Raw genomic sequence first — 17126 nt, forward strand, 5'->3', positions numbered from 1 at the left:
GGGTGCGCGAGGTCCCGGGCGGGGCCTTCTCCGCGTACGCCTGCGGCGCGCTGCGCGGCGGCGACACCGTCGACGTGCTGCCCCCGCTGGGGCACTTCACCTCCGCGTTCGCCCCGGACCGGGTCCGCCGGTACGGCGCGGTGGTGGCCGGCTCCGGCATCACCCCGGTGCTCGGCCTGGCCGCGACCGCGCTGGCCGTCGAGCCGGGGAGCACCTTCACCCTGGTGTACGGCAACCGCACGGCGAACACGGTGATGTTCGCCGAGGAGCTGGCCGACCTGAAGGACCGCTACCCGACCCGGCTGCACCTGGTGCACGTGCTGTCCCGGGAGATGGGGGAGTCGGCGCTGCTGTCCGGGCGGATCGACGCCGACCGGCTGACCCGGCTGCTGGACTCGGTCGTGCCCGGCGACGAGATCGAGGAGTGGTTCCTCTGCGGCCCGTACGGGATGGTGGTGGACGCCAAGGCGGTGCTGGCCGGTCGCGGGTGCCCGACTCGGCGGTGCACACCGAGCTGTTCCACGTGGACGCCCCGCCGGAGCCGGTCCGCCGGGAGACCGACCGGCCCGGCGCCGGCGCCGAGGTGACGATCCTGCTGGACGGCCGCTCGTCGAGCTTCACCATGGGTCGGGACGAGCGGGTGCTGGACGCGGCGCTGCGGGTGCGTGGTGAGCTGCCGTACGCCTGCAAGGGTGGGGTCTGCTCGACCTGCCGGGCCAAGGTGACCGAGGTGAGGTGACCATGGCGCGCAACTACGCCCTGAGCCGGACGAGGTCGCCGCCGGCTACGTGCTGACCTGCCAGTCCAGCCCGGTCACCGACAAGCTGACCGTCGACTACGACGCCTAGCGGCAAACACCACAAGGTGCCGTGGCGGCGCGACCCCCGAAGCCGACGCGGCGCGCCACGTCCATTTCTTGTCCGAACGGTTCGGACAGCGGTAACCTTCAACTGCCAGGGGCACTAGCCCCGTGGAAGTGGACCCGGCAGCCTTCCGGACGGTGGGTGGGCCGGGTCTCGCGCTGTCTGCGCCTCGTCAGACCTGTCGCGACTCACTGACCATGCGACGGATGGAGTTCCTCCAGCGCCCGCCTTTGGCCCAGCACCACGCCAGCGCGTCGGGAATGGCCAGCAGGCACTCCTCGTGAGCACGCAGCTGGTCGTAACGCAGCCTCCCGTCCACCCCGCACTTCCTGACCTGCTCGAAGAGCAGGCGCTGATCGGCTTGGAAGGTCGAGTCGTCGCGTTCCAGGACGAGGGCGGGCAGCCCCGATCTTTGCCGCGTGCTCCACCAGAGAGACGAGGCATGCCTCGCGAGCGACCCTGGCGTTGCGATGGTGCTTCGCGTCGAAGATGACGGCGTGCGCGGAGAGCGCGAGAAGCCCGTCGACGATCTGACGGCGCCGGTCGTCCCTCTCCTTGTGGAAGTGGATACGGCGTTGGCCGGGCAGGATGAGATCACGAATCGACCGGCGCGCAGCGGTCAGATCGGCCGGGTGCATGACCACGGCGGCGACAAGAAGCCCTCGCTCCTTGGTCTCGTCGACGAAGACGTGCGCGGTCATGGGACGAGGCCGCCTTCCTGTCGCTGCTCAGACCTGGTCAGGCGTTGACGATTTCCCTGATGCGTCGAGCTTCTGGCGGGCGGTCAGGCCGGCGGGGTTCTTGTGCCGATGACGTCCAGCTCTGCCCGGACGTCACAGTCGTCCGGCTGTAGGACGGCATCGATCACACGCGCTCGAGGGCCGCCGTCCCGGACGTAGATCCAGACCGTCTGCGACTGCCGTGGCTCGGCGTTGAGCGCCGCGTCGAGCCGGTGGGAGGGGAAGAAGCCGAGGCCGGTCGCCCTGAGCGTGTCGGCGATCTCGGCCAGGACCCAGCGGCCGAGCTTGCGGTAGCCCAATTCGGTCCGCAACTCGCCGAGGGTCGCTTCCGTTAGTCCTCCGTCCGCTCGGCAACGGGCGGCGATGCCTTGAGCGTTTTCCGTCTCGCTCACATCCCACTCCAGTGCGTCGATGGATCTCGACAAGATGATGCGAGATGCTAAACATCTTGTCAACAACCGCCGAACATTTTATATCGATCTTGGCGATATGATTGAGCAGGTGGGTTCGGCTCACACCGGAGGGCCCGGTACGGCGGCTTCCATCGGTGGCGACGTACGCTCGGGGATGTGACGCGAACCGGGAGATCGACGACATCCTGCAACGCGGCGCGGACGGCGGGCGGATCACGCCCGAGGAGGCCCTGCTGCTCTACACCGACGCGCCCTTCCACGCGCTGGGCGAGGCGGCCGACGCGGTCCGGCGCCGCCGCTACCCGGACAACATCGTCACGTACCTGATCGACCGCAACATCAACTACACGAACGTCTGCGTGACGGCGTGCAAGTTCTGCGCGTTCTACCGGGCGCCCAAGCACTCCGAGGGCTGGACCCACCCGACCGAGGAGATCCTGCGCCGCTGCGGCGAGGCGGTCGAGCTGGGCGCCACCCAGGTCATGCTCCAGGGCGGGCACCACCCGGACTACGGCGTGGAGTACTACGAGGAGCTGTTCTCCTCGGTCAAGAAGGCCTACCCGCAGCTCGCCATCCACTCGATCGGGCCGAGCGAGATCCTGCACATGGCGAAGGTCTCCGGCGTGAGCCTGGACGAGGCGATCGCCCGGATCAAGGCCGCGGGCCTGGACTCGATCGCCGGCGCCGGCGCCGAGATGCTGCCGGACCGGCCGCGCAAGGCGATCGCGCCGCTGAAGGAGTCCGGCGCCCGCTGGCTGGAGGTCATGGAGCTGGCCCACCGGCAGGGCCTGGAGTCGACCGCGACCATGATGATGGGCACCGGCGAGACCAACGCCGAGCGGATCGAGCACCTGCGGATGATCCGCGACGTGCAGGACCGCACCGGCGGCTTCCGGGCCTTCATCCCGTGGACCTACCAGCCGGAGAACAACCACCTGAAGGGCCGCACCCAGGCGACCGCGCTGGAATACCTGCGGCTGATCGCGGTGGCCCGGCTCTTCTTCGAGACGGTGCCGCACCTCCAGGCGTCCTGGCTCACCACCGGTAAGGACGTGGGCCAGCTCGCGCTGCACATGGGCGTGGACGATCTCGGTTCGATCATGCTGGAGGAGAACGTCATCTCCTCGGCCGGCGCCCGGCACCGGTCCAACCTGCACGAGCTGATCGGCATGATCCGCTCGGCGGACCGGATCCCCGCCCAGCGCGACACGCTCTACCGCCGGCTCGCGGTGCACCACACGCCCGCCGACGACCCGAGCGACGACCGGGTGGTGTCGCACTTCTCGTCGATCGCGCTGCCCGGCGGCGGCGCCGGGAAGTCACTGCCCCTGGTCGAGGTGAACTGACGCGGCTCCACCGTTCGGCTGGACGGCCCGTCGATTCCGGTGAAGCTTCGGCGTGGATCTCGACGGGCCCGTCGGCGGGCCGCTAACGTGCCCGCTCGGCACCGTCCATCAGGGCCGCGAGCTGCCAGGTAACAGGTCGGCGGCGACCCGGTCGAGGGCGGTACCGCGCGCCGTCGCGGCGACTACGCTGGCGGCGTCCGGCGGACCGTCGTCCTCCATCGGCCCATGAGGGCCGTTCACATAACGCACCGCGGCAAGGGCGGGATGGTGACCATCCCGCCCTTGCTGTCGGTGGCGGTCAGTGGGAATTGCAACCGTACGGCGCTGGCGCGTCGATGCGTCGCTCCGGTACCGTCCGTTCGTTCCGTGCCCGATCGGCACGTCCCTACCCCCGGGGAACCATGACCTTCCGATACCGCTCCACGCTGGCCCGCGCCGGCGTGGTGGCCCTGCTCTCCACCGCCGCGCCGGTCGCGTTCGGCGTGCCGGCGCAGGCGGCCGACCTGGCCGACCTCGTCCTCGCCCCGATCAGCACCGGGCTGGCCAGGGGCGTCGAGGCGGCCCAGGCAAAGCCGGTCAAGTTCACCGTCACCAACGTCGGCACCGCCACCGCCAAGGACGTCAGCGTCCGGGTCAAGGTGGACGATCTCAACCCGAAGCGGGTGGGCTACCTGCGCCCGGCCGGCTGCCGGGTGGTCTCCCCGCAGCTCTTCGACTGCCTCCTGGGCGACGTGCCGGCCGGCACCAGCGAGGACTTCGGCATCCCGCTGTTCAGCACCGGCGGCAAGGGGACGGCGGCGTGCTGACCGTCGGCGTCTCCACCACCACCCCGCAGCCGAACACCGCCGACGACATCGTCGAGCTGCCGATCCGGGTGACCAAGCCGGGTTACGACCTCACCGCCTGGGTGCAGGACATCCAGGACAACGTCGTGGTCAACGGCGCGGTGCGGGACGAGCCGGACCTGAAGCCGGTGCGTCGGGGCAGGACGGTCCCGCTGGACTGGGCGGCCTACAACCACGGCAGCCAGTCGCCACCGTGTCGTCTACGGCCTCACGCTGCCCGCCGGGGTCGCCTTCGTCGACCTGCCGGAGGCTGCGTGCGCCAGGAGGTGCTGGGCAAGCAGCAGGCCGTCTGCGAGGACGCGGGCGCGGTGATCCGGCCCGGCCAGTACTACACCGCCGGGGTCACCGTGCGCGTCGGCGACGACGTGACCGACCGTGCTGCACGAGGGCGACTTCTTCGCCTACGGACTGGACCGCGCCGGGCACGCCGGACGAGGCGCCCAAGGCGGCCAGCCAGGCGCAACGACGCACCTTCGCCGAGGTCGACGAGCTGGACAACCACACCATCTTCGAGGCCTTCGTCGACCTGTCCGCCGAGCCCACGCCCGGCCCCAGCGGCACCCCGCAGCCGACGCCGACCGCCGAGCCGACCCCGAGCGGCGGCGCGACCGCGGTCCCGACCCCGACGGCGGGTGGCGGCAACGGCGGTGGCTCCGGTGACGGCGGCCTGCCGGTGACCGGTGTGCAGGTGGGCCTGATCGGCGGTGTCGGCGCGGTCGTCCTCGCCGCCGGTGCGGCGCTGATGATGCTGTCCCGGCGCCGCAAGGTGGTCCTGGTCGCCCCGACCGAGGAGCGCACCGAGGACTGACCGGAGACGGTTATTGGACGAGGGTGGGGTGGGCGACCACCCCGCCCTCGTCGCGTACCCGGGGGGAGCCGGGGCCGGCGTGGCTGGCAGAGTGGAGGGGTGAGCCGTACCCCGCAGGGCCAGCGCGCCAGCCTGGACAAGCAGCCGCACGAGGTCGCCGCCATGTTCGACGGTGTGGCGGCCCGCTACGACCTGACCAACACCGTGCTCTCCTTCGGGCAGGACCGGTCCTGGCGGCGGGCCACCCGGGCGGCGCTCGGCCTGCGCCCCGGCGAGCGGGTGCTGGACGTGGGCGCCGGCACCGGGGTGTCGACCGAGGAACTGGCCCACTCCGGGGCGTACGCGGTCGGCGCCGACCTGTCGCTGGGCATGCTGCACGCCGGCAAGCGCACCCGCCCGGCGGTGCCGCTGCTGGCCGGGGACGCGCTGCGGCTGCCGTTCGCCGACGCCAGCTTCGACGCGGTGACCATCTCCTTCGCGCTGCGCAACGTGAGTGACACCGACGCCGCGCTGCGCGAGCTGGCCCGGGTGACCCGGCCGGGCGGACGGCTGGTGGTCTGCGAGTTCAGCACGCCGGTGAACCCGGCGTTCCGCACGGTCTACCTGTCGTACCTGATGCGGTCGCTGCCGGCGGTGGCCCGCGCGGTGTCCAGCAACCCCGACGCCTACGTCTACCTCGCGGAGTCGATCCGGGCCTGGCCGGACCAGGCCGCGCTGGCCGCGCGGATCGGTGCGGCCGGGTGGGGCCGGGTGGCCTGGCGCAACCTGACCGGCGGCGTCGTCGCGCTGCACCGCGCCGTCCGGGACTGATCCCTCGGTCGACTCAAACCGACCATTTCGTGAATATCCGGTTCTGGTCTACTTTGTCCCGTAGGCTCGCCCCCATGACGGGATCGGACCAGGTCGCCACCGACGACGACGCCGCCGAGCTGATCGCCCAGCTCAGGGAGTTGGCCGGGGCGGATCCCGCGGACGTCCGTCAGGTCGTCGCCGAGGTGCTGGCGGCGTTGGACCGCGCGGCCGGGGGCGCGCTGCGCGACCATCTGCCCGAGGCGATCCGCCTCGACGCCGGCCTGGGGCCGGCCACGCCGGCCCGCCCGTGACCGATATCCACATCCTTACCGGCGGGTTTCCGTGAAGTTAGGCACCCCTGGTCGCATACAGGTGTAACGCCGGTCATAGACTCCAACCCGATCGGCTTGTGAAGCATTTCACGAGCATGCGGGAGGAGGCGCGGATGACCGCGGTGGAGAACGACGCCGACGTCATCGTCGTGGGCGCCGGTCCCGGAGGATCGGCCACGGCGTACCACCTGGCGCGGCACGGCGTACGCGTGCTGCTGCTGGAGAAGACGGAGTTTCCCCGGGAGAAGGTCTGCGGCGACGGGCTCACGCCCCGCGCCGTGCGGCAGCTGATCCGGATGGGCGTGGACACCTCGCCCGAGGCCGGCTGGCTGCACAACAAGGGCCTGCGGGTGATCGGCGGTGGGGTACGCCTGGAGCTGGACTGGCCCGACTGGCCAGCTTCCCCAACTACGGCCTGGTCCGGACCCGGCTCGACTTCGACGACCTGCTCGCCCAGCGTGCCGTCGCCGCCGGCGCGAAGCTGCGCACCGGGGTGAACGTCCTGACCCCGGTGCTGGACGCGGACGACCGGGTGATCGGCGTGCAGGCCGAGGTCGGCCCGGACAAGGAGCCGGCCACCTTCCACGCGCCGCTGGTGGTCGCCGCCGACGGGGTCTCCGGCCGCTTCCCGCTCGCGCTCGGGCTGACCAAGCGGGAGGACCGGCCGATCGGCGTCGCGGTCCGCCGCTACTACCGCTCGCCCGCCAAGCACGACGACGACTACCTGGAGTCCTGGCTGGAGCTGCGGGCCAAGGGCAACGACGCGCTGCTGCCCGGCTACGGCTGGATCTTCGGCCTCGGCGACGGCCGGGTGAACGTCGGCCTGGGCGTGCTCAACTCCTCCTCCGCGTTCGGCAAGACGAACTACCGGCGAGCTGCTTGGCCAGCCAGACTGGTGAGCCAGTCGCCGGTAGTTCGTCTTGCCGAACGCGGAGGAGGAGTTGAGCACGCCCAGGCCGACGTTCACCCGGCCGTCGCCGAGGCCGAAGATCCAGCCGTAGCCGGGCAGCAGCGCGTCGTTGCCCTTGGCCCGCAGCTCCAGCCAGGACTCCAGGTAGTCGTCGTCGTGCTTGGCGGGCGAGCGGTAGTAGCGGCGGACCGCGACGCCGATCGGCCGGTCCTCCCGCTTGGTCAGCCCGAGCGCGAGCGGGAAGCGGCCGGAGACCCCGTCGGCGGCGACCACCAGCGGCGCGTGGAAGGTGGCCGGCTCCTTGTCCGGGCCGACCTCGGCCTGCACGCCGATCACCCGGTCGTCCGCGTCCAGCACCGGGGTCAGGACGTTCACCCCGGTGCGCAGCTTCGCGCCGGCGGCGACGGCACGCTGGGCGAGCAGGTCGTCGAAGTCGAGCCGGGTCCGGACCAGGCCGTAGTTGGGGAAGCTGGCCAGGTCGGGCCAGTCCAGCTCCAGGCGTACCCCACCGCCGATCACCCGCAGGCCCTTGTTGTGCAGCCAGCCGGCCTCGGGCGAGGTGTCCACGCCCATCCGGATCAGCTGCCGCACGGCGCGGGGCGTGAGCCCGTCGCCGCAGACCTTCTCCCGGGGAAACTCCGTCTTCTCCAGCAGCAGCACGCGTACGCCGTGCCGCGCCAGGTGGTACGCCGTGGCCGATCCTCCGGGACCGGCGCCCACGACGATGACGTCGGCGTCGTTCTCCACCGCGGTCATCCGCGCCTCCTCCCGCATGCTCGTGAAATGCTTCACAAGCCGATCGGGTTGGAGTCTATGACCGGCGTTACACCTGTATGCGACCAGGGGTGCCTAACTTCACGGAAACCCGCCGGTAAGGATGTGGATATCGGTCACGGGCGGGCCGGCGTGGCCGGCCCCAGGCCGGCGTCGAGGCGGATCGCCTCGGGCAGATGGTCGCGCAGCGCGCCCCCGGCCGCGCGGTCCAACGCCGCCAGCACCTCGGCGACGACCTGACGGACGTCCGCGGGATCCGCCCCGGCCAACTCCCTGAGCTGGGCGATCAGCTCGGCGGCGTCGTCGTCGGTGGCGACCTGGTCCGATCCCGTCATGGGGGCGAGCCTACGGGACAAAGTAGACCAGAACCGGATATTCACGAAATGGTCGGTTTGAGTCGACCGAGGGATCAGTCCCGGACGGCGCGGTGCAGCGCGACGACGCCGCCGGTCAGGTTGCGCCAGGCCACCCGGCCCCACCCGGCCGCACCGATCCGCGCGGCCAGCGCGGCCTGGTCCGGCCAGGCCCGGATCGACTCCGCGAGGTAGACGTAGGCGTCGGGGTTGCTGGACACCGCGCGGGCCACCGCCGGCAGCGACCGCATCAGGTACGACAGGTAGACCGTGCGGAACGCCGGGTTCACCGGCGTGCTGAACTCGCAGACCACCAGCCGTCCGCCCGGCCGGGTCACCCGGGCCAGCTCGCGCAGCGCGGCGTCGGTGTCACTCACGTTGCGCAGCGCGAAGGAGATGGTCACCGCGTCGAAGCTGGCGTCGGCGAACGGCAGCCGCAGCGCGTCCCCGGCCAGCAGCGGCACCGCCGGGCGGGTGCGCTTGCCGGCGTGCAGCATGCCCAGCGACAGGTCGGCGCCGACCGCGTACGCCCCGGAGTGGGCCAGTTCCTCGGTCGACACCCCGGTGCCGGCGCCCACGTCCAGCACCCGCTCGCCGGGGCGCAGGCCGAGCGCCGCCCGGGTGGCCCGCCGCCAGGACCGGTCCTGCCCGAAGGAGAGCACGGTGTTGGTCAGGTCGTAGCGGGCCGCCACACCGTCGAACATGGCGGCGACCTCGTGCGGCTGCTTGTCCAGGCTGGCGCGCTGGCCCTGCGGGGTACGGCTCACCCCTCCACTCTGCCAGCCACGCCGGCCCCGGCTCCCCCCGGGTACGCGACGAGGGCGGGGTGGTCGCCCACCCCACCCTCGTCCAATAACCGTCTCCGGTCAGTCCTCGGTGCGCTCCTCGGTCGGGGCGACCAGGACCACCTTGCGGCGCCGGGACAGCATCATCAGCGCCGCACCGGCGGCGAGGACGACCGCGCCGACACCGCCGATCAGGCCCACCTGCACACCGGTCACCGGCAGGCCGCCGTCACCGGAGCCACCGCCGTTGCCGCCACCCGCCGTCGGGGTCGGGACCGCGGTCGCGCCGCCGCTCGGGGTCGGCTCGGCGGTCGGCGTCGGCTGCGGGGTGCCGCTGGGGCCGGGCGTGGGCTCGGCGGACAGGTCGACGAAGGCCTCGAAGATGGTGTGGTTGTCCAGCTCGTCGACCTCGGCGAAGGTGCGTCGTTGCGCCTGGCTGGCCGCCTTGGGCGCCTCGTCCGGCGTGCCCTCGGCGCGGTCCAGTCCGTAGGCGAAGAAGTCGCCCTCGTGCAGCACGGTCTCGGTCACGTCGTCGCCGACGCGCACGGTGACCCCGGCGGTGTAGTACTGGCCGGGCCGGATCACCGCGCCCGCGTCCTCGCAGACGGCCTGCTGCTTGCCCAGCACCTCCTGGCGCACGCAGCCCTCCGGCAGGTCGACGAAGGCGACCCCGGCGGGCAGCGTGAGGCCGTAGACGACACCGGTGGCCGACTGGCTGCCGTGGTTGTAGGCCGCCCAGTCCAGCGGGACCGTCCTGCCCCGACGCACCGGCTTCAGGTCCGGCTCGTCCCGCACCGCGCCGTTGACCACGACGTTGTCCTGGATGTCCTGCACCCAGGCGGTGAGGTCGTAACCCGGCTTGGTCACCCGGATCGGCAGCTCGACGATGTCGTCGGCGGTGTTCGGCTGCGGGGTGGTGGTGGAGACGCCGACGGTCAGCACGCCGCCGTCCCCCTTGCCGCCGGTGCTGAACAGCGGGATGCCGAAGTCCTCGCTGGTGCCGGCCGGCACGTCGCCCAGGAGGCAGTCGAAGAGCTGCGGGGAGACCACCCGGCAGCCGGCCGGGCGCAGGTAGCCCACCCGCTTCGGGTTGAGATCGTCCACCTTGACCCGGACGCTGACGTCCTTGGCGGTGGCGGTGCCGACGTTGGTGACGGTGAACTTGACCGGCTTTGCCTGGGCCGCCTCGACGCCCCTGGCCAGCCCGGTGCTGATCGGGGCGAGGACGAGGTCGGCCAGGTCGGCCGCCTGCGCCGGCACGCCGAACGCGACCGGCGCGGCGGTGGAGAGCAGGGCCACCACGCCGGCGCGGGCCAGCGTGGAGCGGTATCGGAAGGTCATGGTTCCCCCGGGGGTAGGGACGTGCCGATCGGGCACGGAACGAACGGACGGTACCGGAGCGACGCATCGACGCGCCAGCGCCGTACGGTTGCAATTCCCACTGACCGCCACCGACAGCAAGGGCGGGATGGTCACCCATCCCGCCCTTGCCGCGGTGCGTTATGTGAACGGCCCTCATGGGCCGATGGAGGACGACGGTCCGCCGGACGCCGCCAGCGTAGTCGCCGCGACGGCGCGCGGTACCGCCCTCGACCGGGTCGCCGCCGACCTGTTACCTGGCAGCTCGCGGCCCTGATGGACGGTGCCGAGCGGGCACGTTAGCGGCCCGCCGACGGGCCCGTCGAGATCCACGCCGAAGCTTCACCGGAATCGACGGGCCGTCCAGCCGAACGGTGGAGCCGCGTCAGTTCACCTCGACCAGGGGCAGTGACTTCCCGGCGCCGCCGCCGGGCAGCGCGATCGACGAGAAGTGCGACACCACCCGGTCGTCGCTCGGGTCGTCGGCGGGCGTGTGGTGCACCGCGAGCCGGCGGTAGAGCGTGTCGCGCTGGGCGGGGATCCGGTCCGCCGAGCGGATCATGCCGATCAGCTCGTGCAGGTTGGACCGGTGCCGGGCGCCGGCCGAGGAGATGACGTTCTCCTCCAGCATGATCGAACCGAGATCGTCCACGCCCATGTGCAGCGCGAGCTGGCCCACGTCCTTACCGGTGGTGAGCCAGGACGCCTGGAGGTGCGGCACCGTCTCGAAGAAGAGCCGGGCCACCGCGATCAGCCGCAGGTATTCCAGCGCGGTCGCCTGGGTGCGGCCCTTCAGGTGGTTGTTCTCCGGCTGGTAGGTCCACGGGATGAAGGCCCGGAAGCCGCCGGTGCGGTCCTGCACGTCGCGGATCATCCGCAGGTGCTCGATCCGCTCGGCGTTGGTCTCGCCGGTGCCCATCATCATGGTCGCGGTCGACTCCAGGCCCTGCCGGTGGGCCAGCTCCATGACCTCCAGCCAGCGGGCGCCGGACTCCTTCAGCGGCGCGATCGCCTTGCGCGGCCGGTCCGGCAGCATCTCGGCGCCGGCGCCGGCGATCGAGTCCAGGCCCGCGGCCTTGATCCGGGCGATCGCCTCGTCCAGGCTCACGCCGGAGACCTTCGCCATGTGCAGGATCTCGCTCGGCCCGATCGAGTGGATGGCGAGCTGCGGGTAGGCCTTCTTGACCGAGGAGAACAGCTCCTCGTAGTACTCCACGCCGTAGTCCGGGTGGTGCCCGCCCTGGAGCATGACCTGGGTGGCGCCCAGCTCGACCGCCTCGCCGCAGCGGCGCAGGATCTCCTCGGTCGGGTGGGTCCAGCCCTCGGAGTGCTTGGGCGCCCGGTAGAACGCGCAGAACTTGCACGCCGTCACGCAGACGTTCGTGTAGTTGATGTTGCGGTCGATCAGGTACGTGACGATGTTGTCCGGGTAGCGGCGGCGCCGGACCGCGTCGGCCGCCTCGCCCAGCGCGTGGAAGGGCGCGTCGGTGTAGAGCAGCAGGGCCTCCTCGGGCGTGATCCGCCCGCCGTCCGCGCCGCGTTGCAGGATGTCGTCGATCTCCCGGTTCGCCGTCACATCCCCGAGCGTACGTCGCCACCGATGGAAGCCGCCGTACCGGGCCCTCCGGTGTGAGCCGAACCCACCTGCTCAATCATATCGCCAAGATCGATATAAAATGTTCGGCGGTTGTTGACAAGATGTTTAGCATCTCGCATCATCTTGTCGAGATCCATCGACGCACTGGAGTGGGATGTGAGCGAGACGGAAAACGCTCAAGGCATCGCCGCCCGTTGCCGAGCGGACGGAGGACTAACGGAAGCGACCCTCGGCGAGTTGCGGACCGAATTGGGCTACCGCAAGCTCGGCCGCTGGGTCCTGGCCGAGATCGCCGACACGCTCAGGGCGACCGGCCTCGGCTTCTTCCCCTCCCACCGGCTCGACGCGGCGCTCAACGCCGAGCCACGGCAGTCGCAGACGGTCTGGATCTACGTCCGGGACGGCGGCCCTCGAGCGCGTGTGATCGATGCCGTCCTACAGCCGGACGACTGTGACGTCCGGGCAGAGCTGGACGTCATCGGCACCAAGAACCCCGCCGGCCTGACCGCCCGCCAGAAGCTCGACCGCATCAGGGAAATCGTCAACGCCTGACCAGGTCTGAGCAGCGACAGGAAGGCGGCCTCGTCCCATGACCGCGCACGTCTTCGTCGACGAGACCAAGGAGCGAGGGCTTCTTGTCGCCGCCGTGGTCATGCACCCGGCCGATCTGACCGCTGCGCGCCGGTCGATTCGTGATCTCATCCTGCCCGGCCAACGCCGTATCCACTTCCACAAGGAGAGGGACGACCGGCGCCGTCAGATCGTCGACGGGCTTCTCGCGCTCTCCGCGCACGCCGTCATCTTCGACGCGAAGCACCATCGCAACGCCAGGGTCGCTCGCGAGGCATGCCTCGTCTCTCTGGTGGAGCACGCGGCAAAGATCGGGGCTGCCCGCCTCGTCCTGGAACGCGACGACTCGACCTTCCAAGCCGATCAGCGCCTGCTCTTCGAGCAGGTCAGGAAGTGCGGGGTGGACGGGAGGCTGCGTTACGACCAGCTGCGTGCTCACGAGGAGTGCCTGCTGGCCATTCCCGACGCGCTGGCGTGGTGCTGGGCCAAAGGCGGGCGCTGGAGGAACTCCATCCGTCGCATGGTCAGTGAGTCGCGACAGGTCTGACGAGGCGCAGACAGCGCGAGACCCGGCCCACCCACCGTCCGGAAGGCTGCCGGGTCCACTTCCACGGGGCTAGTGCCCCTGGCAGTTGAAGGTTACCGCTGTCCGAACCGTTCGGACAAGAAATGGACGTGGCGCGCCGCGTCGGCTTCGGGGGTCGCGCCGCCACGGCACCTTGTGGTGTTGCCGCTAGGCGTCGTAGTCGACGGTCAGCTTGTCGGTGACCGGGCTGGACTGGCAGGTCAGCACGTAGCCGGCGGCGACCTCGTCCGGCTCCAGGGCGTAGTTGCGCGCCATGGTCACCTCACCCTCGGTCACCTTGGCCCGGCAGGTCGAGCAGACCCCACCCTTGCAGGCGTACGGCAGCTCACCACGCACCCGCAGCGCCGCGTCCAGCACCCGCTCGTCCCGACCCATGGTGAAGCTCGACGAGCGGCCGTCCAGCAGGATCGTCACCTCGGCGCCGGCGCCGGGCCGGTCGGTCTCCCGGCGGACCGGCTCCGGCGGGGCGTCCACGTGGAACAGCTCGGTGTGCACCGCCGAGTCGGGCACCCCGCGACCGGCCAGCACCGCCTTGGCGTCCACCACCATCCCGTACGGGCCGCAGAGGAACCACTCCTCGATCTCGTCGCCGGGCACGACCGAGTCCAGCAGCCGGGTCAGCCGGTCGGCGTCGATCCGCCCGGACAGCAGCGCCGACTCCCCCATCTCCCGGGACAGCACGTGCACCAGGTGCAGCCGGGTCGGGTAGCGGTCCTTCAGGTCGGCCAGCTCCTCGGCGAACATCACCGTGTTCGCCGTGCGGTTGCCGTACACCAGGGTGAAGGTGCTCCCCGGCTCGACGGCCAGCGCGGTCGCGGCCAGGCCGAGCACCGGGGTGATGCCGGAGCCGGCCACCACCGCGCCGTACCGGCGGACCCGGTCCGGGGCGAACGCGGAGGTGAAGTGCCCCAGCGGGGGCAGCACGTCGACGGTGTCGCCGCCGCGCAGCGCGCCGCAGGCGTACGCGGAGAAGGCCCCGCCCGGGACCTCGCGCACCCCGATCCGCAACCGGCCGTGCCGGGCCAGCTCGTCCGGGGTGGAGCAGATCGAGTACGACCGCCGCGCCTCCCCGGCCTCCGGGTCGGCGGCGCCCGCCGGACGCCGGACCGTGAGGTGCTGCCCGGCGGAGAACGCGAACGTCTCCCGCAGCTCCTCGGGCACCGCGAACGTGATCGACACCGAGTCGTCGGTGAGCCGGTCGACGGCGGCGACGGACAACGGGTGGAAGACCGGCCGGCGACGGACCGGCCGGGTGATGGTGACAGTCACAGCGCCTTCAGGTGGTCGAAGGGTTCGGAGCAGGAACGGCAGCGCCACAACGCCTTGCACGCGGTGGAGCCGAACCGGCTGACCTGCGTGGTGTCCGGCGATCCGCACCGCGGGCAGCGGACGGCCAGGGTCAGCGGCACCACGGTGTCGTCGCCGCGCGGGGCGGGCGGCGCGATGCCGGCGGCGGCGAGCTTGGCCCGGCCGGTGTCGGAGATCCAGTCGGTGCTCCAGGCCGGGCTGTAGACCGTGCGGACCTCGGCGTCCGGATGCCCGGCCGCGGCGAGCGCCCGCCGGATGTCCGCGCGGATCACGTCCATGGCCGGGCAGCCGGTGTAGGTGGGGGTGATGGTGACCAGGACCCGACCGGTGCCGGGCTCCTCCTCGACCGCGCGCAGGATGCCCAGCTCGTCGATGGTGATCACCCGGATCTCCGGATCCACCACCGCCGCCACGGCCGCCCTGACATCGCTCACCAGCGCGCTCCGGGGTGGGCGCGGTGCAGCACCTGCATCTCGGCCAGCAGGTAGGAGAGGTGTTCGGTGTGCACGCCGTCCCGGCCGCCACCCGGCGTCCAGCTCGTCTCCGGGCGGGTCAGCGTGGCCTCGTCCAGCACGGCGGCCACGGTGGCGTCGAAGTCGGCCCGCAGGGTGGCCGGGTCGACCGGCGCCGCCGGGTCCGGGACGAACAGCTCGTGCACGTACGGCCAGACCTCGTCCACCGCGTCCTGCATGCGACGGTGCGACTCGTCGGTGCCGTCGCCGAGGCGCTTCACCCAGAGCGAGGCGTGGTCCAGGTGGTACGCCGACTCCTTGCGCGCCTTGGCGCCGATGGCGGCCAGCCGGTCGTCCCCGCAACCGGACAGCGCGGTGTAGAGCGGGAGCTGCCAGGCGGCGAGGAAGAACAGCTTCGCCATGGTCACGCCGAAGTCGCCGTTGGGCAGCTCGACCAGCAGGCAGTTGCGGAACTCCCGGTCGTCGCGCAGGTAGGCCAGGTCGTCCTCGTCCCGGCCGGCGCCCTCCAGCTCGCCCGCGTACGTGAGCAGCAGCCGGGCCGCGCCGAGCTGGTCGAGGGCGATGTTGGCCAGCGCGATGTCCTCCTCCATCTCCGGCGCGCGGGAGGTCCACTCGCCGAGCCGCTGCGCCGCGACCAGCGCGTCGTCACCGAGGCCGAGCGTGAAGCCGAAGAGGTTCACCGAGCCGCCTTCCGTTCGCGACTGCGGGGCTCGCAGAACCGGCTCACTCCTCGCGCTCACAGGTGTGCCACCCCGTCCGGCACCTCGTAGAACGTCGGGTGGCGGTAGACCTTGTCGGCCGCCGGGTCGAAGAACGCGTCCTTCTCGTCCGGGCTGGACGCGGTGATCGCGCTCGCCGGCACCACCCAGATGGAGACGCCCTCCTGGCGACGGGTGTAGAGGTCGCGGGCGTTGCGCAGGGCCAGCTCCGCGTCGGGTGCGTGCAGGCTGCCGACATGGGTGTGCGAGAGGCCCCGCCGGGCCCGCACGAAGACCTCCCACAGCGGCGAGGATTCCTTGCTCATGCGGCGACCTTCTCCTTCGTCCGGGCCTGCTTGGCGGCGTACGCCGCGGCGGCGTCCCGTACCCAGGCGCCGTCGGTGTGGGCCCGCCGCCGGTGCGTCATCCGCTCCCGGTTGCACGGCCCGTCGCCCTTGATGACCCGCATCAGCTCGGCGTAGTCGGGCTGGGTGTAGTCGTACGCCTGCCGCTCGTCGTTCCAGCGCAGGTCCGGGTCCGGAATGGTCAGGCCGAGCACCTCCGCCTGGCCGACGCACATGTCGACGAAGCGCTGGCGCAGATCGTCGTTGGAGAAGCGCTTGATCTTCCAGGCCATGGACTGCGCGCTGTGCGTCGAGTCCCCGTCGGGCGGGCCGAACATGGCCAGTGAGGGGTACCACCAGCGGTCCAGCGCGTCCTGGGCCATCGCCTTCTGGGCCGGGGTGCCGTGCGCCAGCGTGTGCAGGATCTCGTAGCCCTGCCGCTGGTGGAACGACTCCTCCTTGCAGACCCGGATCATGGCCCGGGCGTACGGGCCGTAGGAGCAGCGGCACAGCGGCACCTGGTTGACGATTGCCGCGCCGTCCACCAGCCAGCCGATGGCCCCGACGTCGGCCCAGGTGAGGGTCGGGTAGTTGAAGATCGAGCTGTACTTCTGCCGGCCGTCGAGCAGCAGGTCCACCAGCTCGTCCCGGCTGATGCCGAGCGTCTCGGCGGCGGCGTAGAGGTAGAGGCCGTGGCCGGCCTCGTCCTGCACCTTGGCCAGCAGGATGGCCTTGCGCTTGAGGGACGGCGCCCGGCTGATCCAGTTGCCCTCCGGCTGCATTCCGATGATCTCGGAGTGCGCGTGCTGGGCGATCTGCCGGATCAGCGTCTTGCGGTACGCCTCCGGCATCCAGTCCCGGGGCTCGATCTTCTGGTCCGCGCCGATGACGTCGGCGAAGTACGCCTCGACGTCCTCGTCCGGTGCCGGGCCGCCGCGCCGGGCGCGCGCCGCCGCCTCGCGCAGTGCCGCCTCCGCGGCCTCCACCTCGCCGAGCAGGCCGCCGCCCGGACCGTCCTCGGGCGGGGCGAAGTCGTTGCCATACATGAGGCCAGTGTTACAGCTCGCGACGCGTGACACCAGAGGGTGTAACAGGATTCCGCAGCCACCTTCAGTGACCGGGTGGACGCCGACCGTGGTCGCGGCTGACCTGGGAAAACGCCTGTGACGTCGACCACTTGCCGAAGATGAAACCCCCCAAGGGCGGCATAGCGGTTCAATGTCCCGCCCA

General features: G+C 71.4%; 18 protein-coding genes and 4 pseudogenes. 10 read left to right on the forward strand and 12 right to left on the reverse strand.

The window, feature by feature from the left end; genetic code table 11:
- Together GA0070622_RS00335 and GA0070622_RS32820 are read left to right on the forward strand one after the other, a co-directional pair.
- A pseudogene (locus tag GA0070622_RS00335) lies at positions 1-848 on the forward strand (2Fe-2S iron-sulfur cluster-binding protein); the annotation flags it as partial.
- A 485-nt stretch (positions 849-1333) separates the two neighbouring features.
- The gene (locus GA0070622_RS32820) at positions 1334-1612 is read left to right on the forward strand and encodes a hypothetical protein (protein WP_218060561.1); all 279 of its coding nucleotides are present in this window, start codon (positions 1334-1336) and stop codon (positions 1610-1612) included.
- Between the two features lie 35 nt (positions 1613-1647).
- Here GA0070622_RS32820 and GA0070622_RS00345 read toward each other — a convergent pair whose 3' ends face one another.
- Positions 1648-1914 carry a hypothetical protein gene (locus GA0070622_RS00345; protein ID WP_141684509.1) on the reverse strand — a complete coding sequence of 89 codons (267 nt, stop codon included), beginning with the start codon at positions 1912-1914 and terminating at the stop codon, positions 1648-1650.
- Between the two features lie 100 nt (positions 1915-2014).
- Here GA0070622_RS00345 and GA0070622_RS32305 point away from each other — a divergent pair, with 100 nt between their 5' ends.
- The 6 genes and pseudogenes from GA0070622_RS32305 to GA0070622_RS00370 form a co-directional block, all read left to right on the forward strand.
- Complete coding sequence (locus GA0070622_RS32305) at positions 2015-2176, forward strand: hypothetical protein (protein ID WP_176558742.1); 162 nt, start codon at positions 2015-2017, stop codon at positions 2174-2176.
- Complete coding sequence (mqnC, locus tag GA0070622_RS00350; RefSeq protein ID WP_091565144.1) at positions 2151-3362, forward strand: cyclic dehypoxanthinyl futalosine synthase; 1212 nt, start codon at positions 2151-2153, stop codon at positions 3360-3362. The genes GA0070622_RS32305 and mqnC (GA0070622_RS00350) overlap by 26 nt, the downstream gene beginning before the upstream one ends.
- 401 nt (positions 3363-3763) lie before the next feature.
- Positions 3764-5015, forward strand: a pseudogene (locus GA0070622_RS00355) (cell wall anchor protein).
- 99 nt (positions 5016-5114) lie between these two features.
- Positions 5115-5825, forward strand: coding sequence for a demethylmenaquinone methyltransferase (locus GA0070622_RS00360; RefSeq protein WP_091565145.1), 711 nt, complete (start codon positions 5115-5117; stop codon positions 5823-5825).
- Between the two features lie 74 nt (positions 5826-5899).
- Positions 5900-6118 carry a hypothetical protein gene (locus tag GA0070622_RS00365; RefSeq protein WP_091565146.1) on the forward strand — a complete coding sequence of 73 codons (219 nt, stop codon included), beginning with the start codon at positions 5900-5902 and terminating at the stop codon, positions 6116-6118.
- A 134-nt stretch (positions 6119-6252) separates the two neighbouring features.
- Positions 6253-7013, forward strand: a pseudogene (locus tag GA0070622_RS00370) (geranylgeranyl reductase family protein); the annotation flags it as partial.
- Positions 7014-7037: 24 nt separating this feature from the next.
- On the opposite strand, the pseudogene GA0070622_RS00375 reads toward GA0070622_RS00370, so the two are convergent.
- The 6 genes and pseudogenes from GA0070622_RS00375 to GA0070622_RS32310 all read right to left on the reverse strand — a co-directional run.
- Positions 7038-7805 (reverse strand): annotated as a pseudogene (locus GA0070622_RS00375) (geranylgeranyl reductase family protein); the annotation flags it as partial.
- A 134-nt stretch (positions 7806-7939) separates the two neighbouring features.
- Positions 7940-8158, reverse strand: coding sequence for a hypothetical protein (locus tag GA0070622_RS00380; RefSeq protein WP_091565146.1), 219 nt, complete (start codon positions 8156-8158; stop codon positions 7940-7942).
- Between the two features lie 74 nt (positions 8159-8232).
- On the reverse strand, positions 8233-8943 hold the full coding sequence (locus tag GA0070622_RS00385) for a demethylmenaquinone methyltransferase (RefSeq protein ID WP_091565145.1): 711 nt from the start codon (positions 8941-8943) through the stop codon (positions 8233-8235).
- Positions 8944-9042: 99 nt separating this feature from the next.
- On the reverse strand, positions 9043-10302 hold the full coding sequence (locus GA0070622_RS00390) for a COG1361 family protein (RefSeq protein ID WP_091565147.1): 1260 nt from the start codon (positions 10300-10302) through the stop codon (positions 9043-9045).
- A 403-nt stretch (positions 10303-10705) separates the two neighbouring features.
- The gene (gene mqnC / locus GA0070622_RS00395; RefSeq protein WP_091565148.1) at positions 10706-11896 is read right to left on the reverse strand and encodes a cyclic dehypoxanthinyl futalosine synthase; all 1191 of its coding nucleotides are present in this window, start codon (positions 11894-11896) and stop codon (positions 10706-10708) included.
- Positions 11893-12054 carry a hypothetical protein gene (locus GA0070622_RS32310; RefSeq protein ID WP_176558742.1) on the reverse strand — a complete coding sequence of 54 codons (162 nt, stop codon included), beginning with the start codon at positions 12052-12054 and terminating at the stop codon, positions 11893-11895. Before GA0070622_RS32310 ends, mqnC (GA0070622_RS00395) begins: the two co-directional genes overlap by 4 nt.
- 19 nt (positions 12055-12073) lie before the next feature.
- On the opposite strand from GA0070622_RS32310, the gene GA0070622_RS00400 reads away from it, so the two are divergent.
- On the forward strand, positions 12074-12469 hold the full coding sequence (locus GA0070622_RS00400; protein ID WP_091565149.1) for a hypothetical protein: 396 nt from the start codon (positions 12074-12076) through the stop codon (positions 12467-12469).
- A gap of 37 nt (positions 12470-12506) precedes the next feature.
- Complete coding sequence (locus GA0070622_RS00405) at positions 12507-13034, forward strand: hypothetical protein (protein WP_091565150.1); 528 nt, start codon at positions 12507-12509, stop codon at positions 13032-13034.
- Between the two features lie 186 nt (positions 13035-13220).
- Here GA0070622_RS00405 and paaE read toward each other — a convergent pair whose 3' ends face one another.
- The 5 genes from paaE to paaA are packed head-to-tail and all read right to left on the reverse strand — an operon-like array spanning position 13221 to position 16942.
- Positions 13221-14342: a 1,2-phenylacetyl-CoA epoxidase subunit PaaE gene (gene paaE, locus GA0070622_RS00410; RefSeq protein ID WP_091565151.1), complete on the reverse strand. Its 1122-nt coding sequence runs from the start codon at positions 14340-14342 to the stop codon at positions 13221-13223.
- Positions 14339-14815 (reverse strand): 1,2-phenylacetyl-CoA epoxidase subunit PaaD, encoded by a 477-nt coding sequence (gene paaD, locus GA0070622_RS00415; protein ID WP_091565162.1) that lies wholly within the window; start codon positions 14813-14815, stop codon positions 14339-14341. The genes paaE and paaD overlap by 4 nt, the downstream gene beginning before the upstream one ends.
- Entirely contained in the window at positions 14812-15570 is a 759-nt protein-coding gene (gene paaC, locus GA0070622_RS00420) for a 1,2-phenylacetyl-CoA epoxidase subunit PaaC (protein ID WP_176710521.1), read from the reverse strand. Before paaC ends, paaD begins: the two co-directional genes overlap by 4 nt.
- 20 nt (positions 15571-15590) lie before the next feature.
- On the reverse strand, positions 15591-15878 hold the full coding sequence (paaB, locus tag GA0070622_RS00425; RefSeq protein WP_088959289.1) for a 1,2-phenylacetyl-CoA epoxidase subunit PaaB: 288 nt from the start codon (positions 15876-15878) through the stop codon (positions 15591-15593).
- Positions 15875-16942: a 1,2-phenylacetyl-CoA epoxidase subunit PaaA gene (gene paaA, locus GA0070622_RS00430; RefSeq protein WP_091565169.1), complete on the reverse strand. Its 1068-nt coding sequence runs from the start codon at positions 16940-16942 to the stop codon at positions 15875-15877. Before paaA ends, paaB begins: the two co-directional genes overlap by 4 nt.
- Positions 16943-17126 lie beyond the last annotated feature (184 nt).

The organism is Micromonospora sediminicola (assembly GCF_900089585.1).
GTDB lineage: Bacteria > Actinomycetota > Actinomycetes > Mycobacteriales > Micromonosporaceae > Micromonospora > Micromonospora sediminicola.

Coding starts and splice junctions, on each gene's coding strand:
- GA0070622_RS32820 (WP_218060561.1), top strand. CDS start 1,334: ATGGTGCTTCGCGTCGAAGATGACGGCGTGCGCGGAGAGCGCGAGAAG.
- GA0070622_RS32305 (WP_176558742.1), top strand. CDS start 2,015: ATGGATCTCGACAAGATGATGCGAGATGCTAAACATCTTGTCAACAAC.
- GA0070622_RS00365 (WP_091565146.1), top strand. CDS start 5,900: ATGACGGGATCGGACCAGGTCGCCACCGACGACGACGCCGCCGAGCTG.
- GA0070622_RS00380 (WP_091565146.1), bottom strand. CDS start 8,158: ATGACGGGATCGGACCAGGTCGCCACCGACGACGACGCCGCCGAGCTG.
- GA0070622_RS00390 (WP_091565147.1), bottom strand. CDS start 10,302: ATGACCTTCCGATACCGCTCCACGCTGGCCCGCGCCGGCGTGGTGGCC.
- GA0070622_RS32310 (WP_176558742.1), bottom strand. CDS start 12,054: ATGGATCTCGACAAGATGATGCGAGATGCTAAACATCTTGTCAACAAC.
- GA0070622_RS00405 (WP_091565150.1), top strand. CDS start 12,507: ATGACCGCGCACGTCTTCGTCGACGAGACCAAGGAGCGAGGGCTTCTT.
- paaB (WP_088959289.1), bottom strand. CDS start 15,878: ATGAGCAAGGAATCCTCGCCGCTGTGGGAGGTCTTCGTGCGGGCCCGG.
- paaA (WP_091565169.1), bottom strand. CDS start 16,942: ATGTATGGCAACGACTTCGCCCCGCCCGAGGACGGTCCGGGCGGCGGC.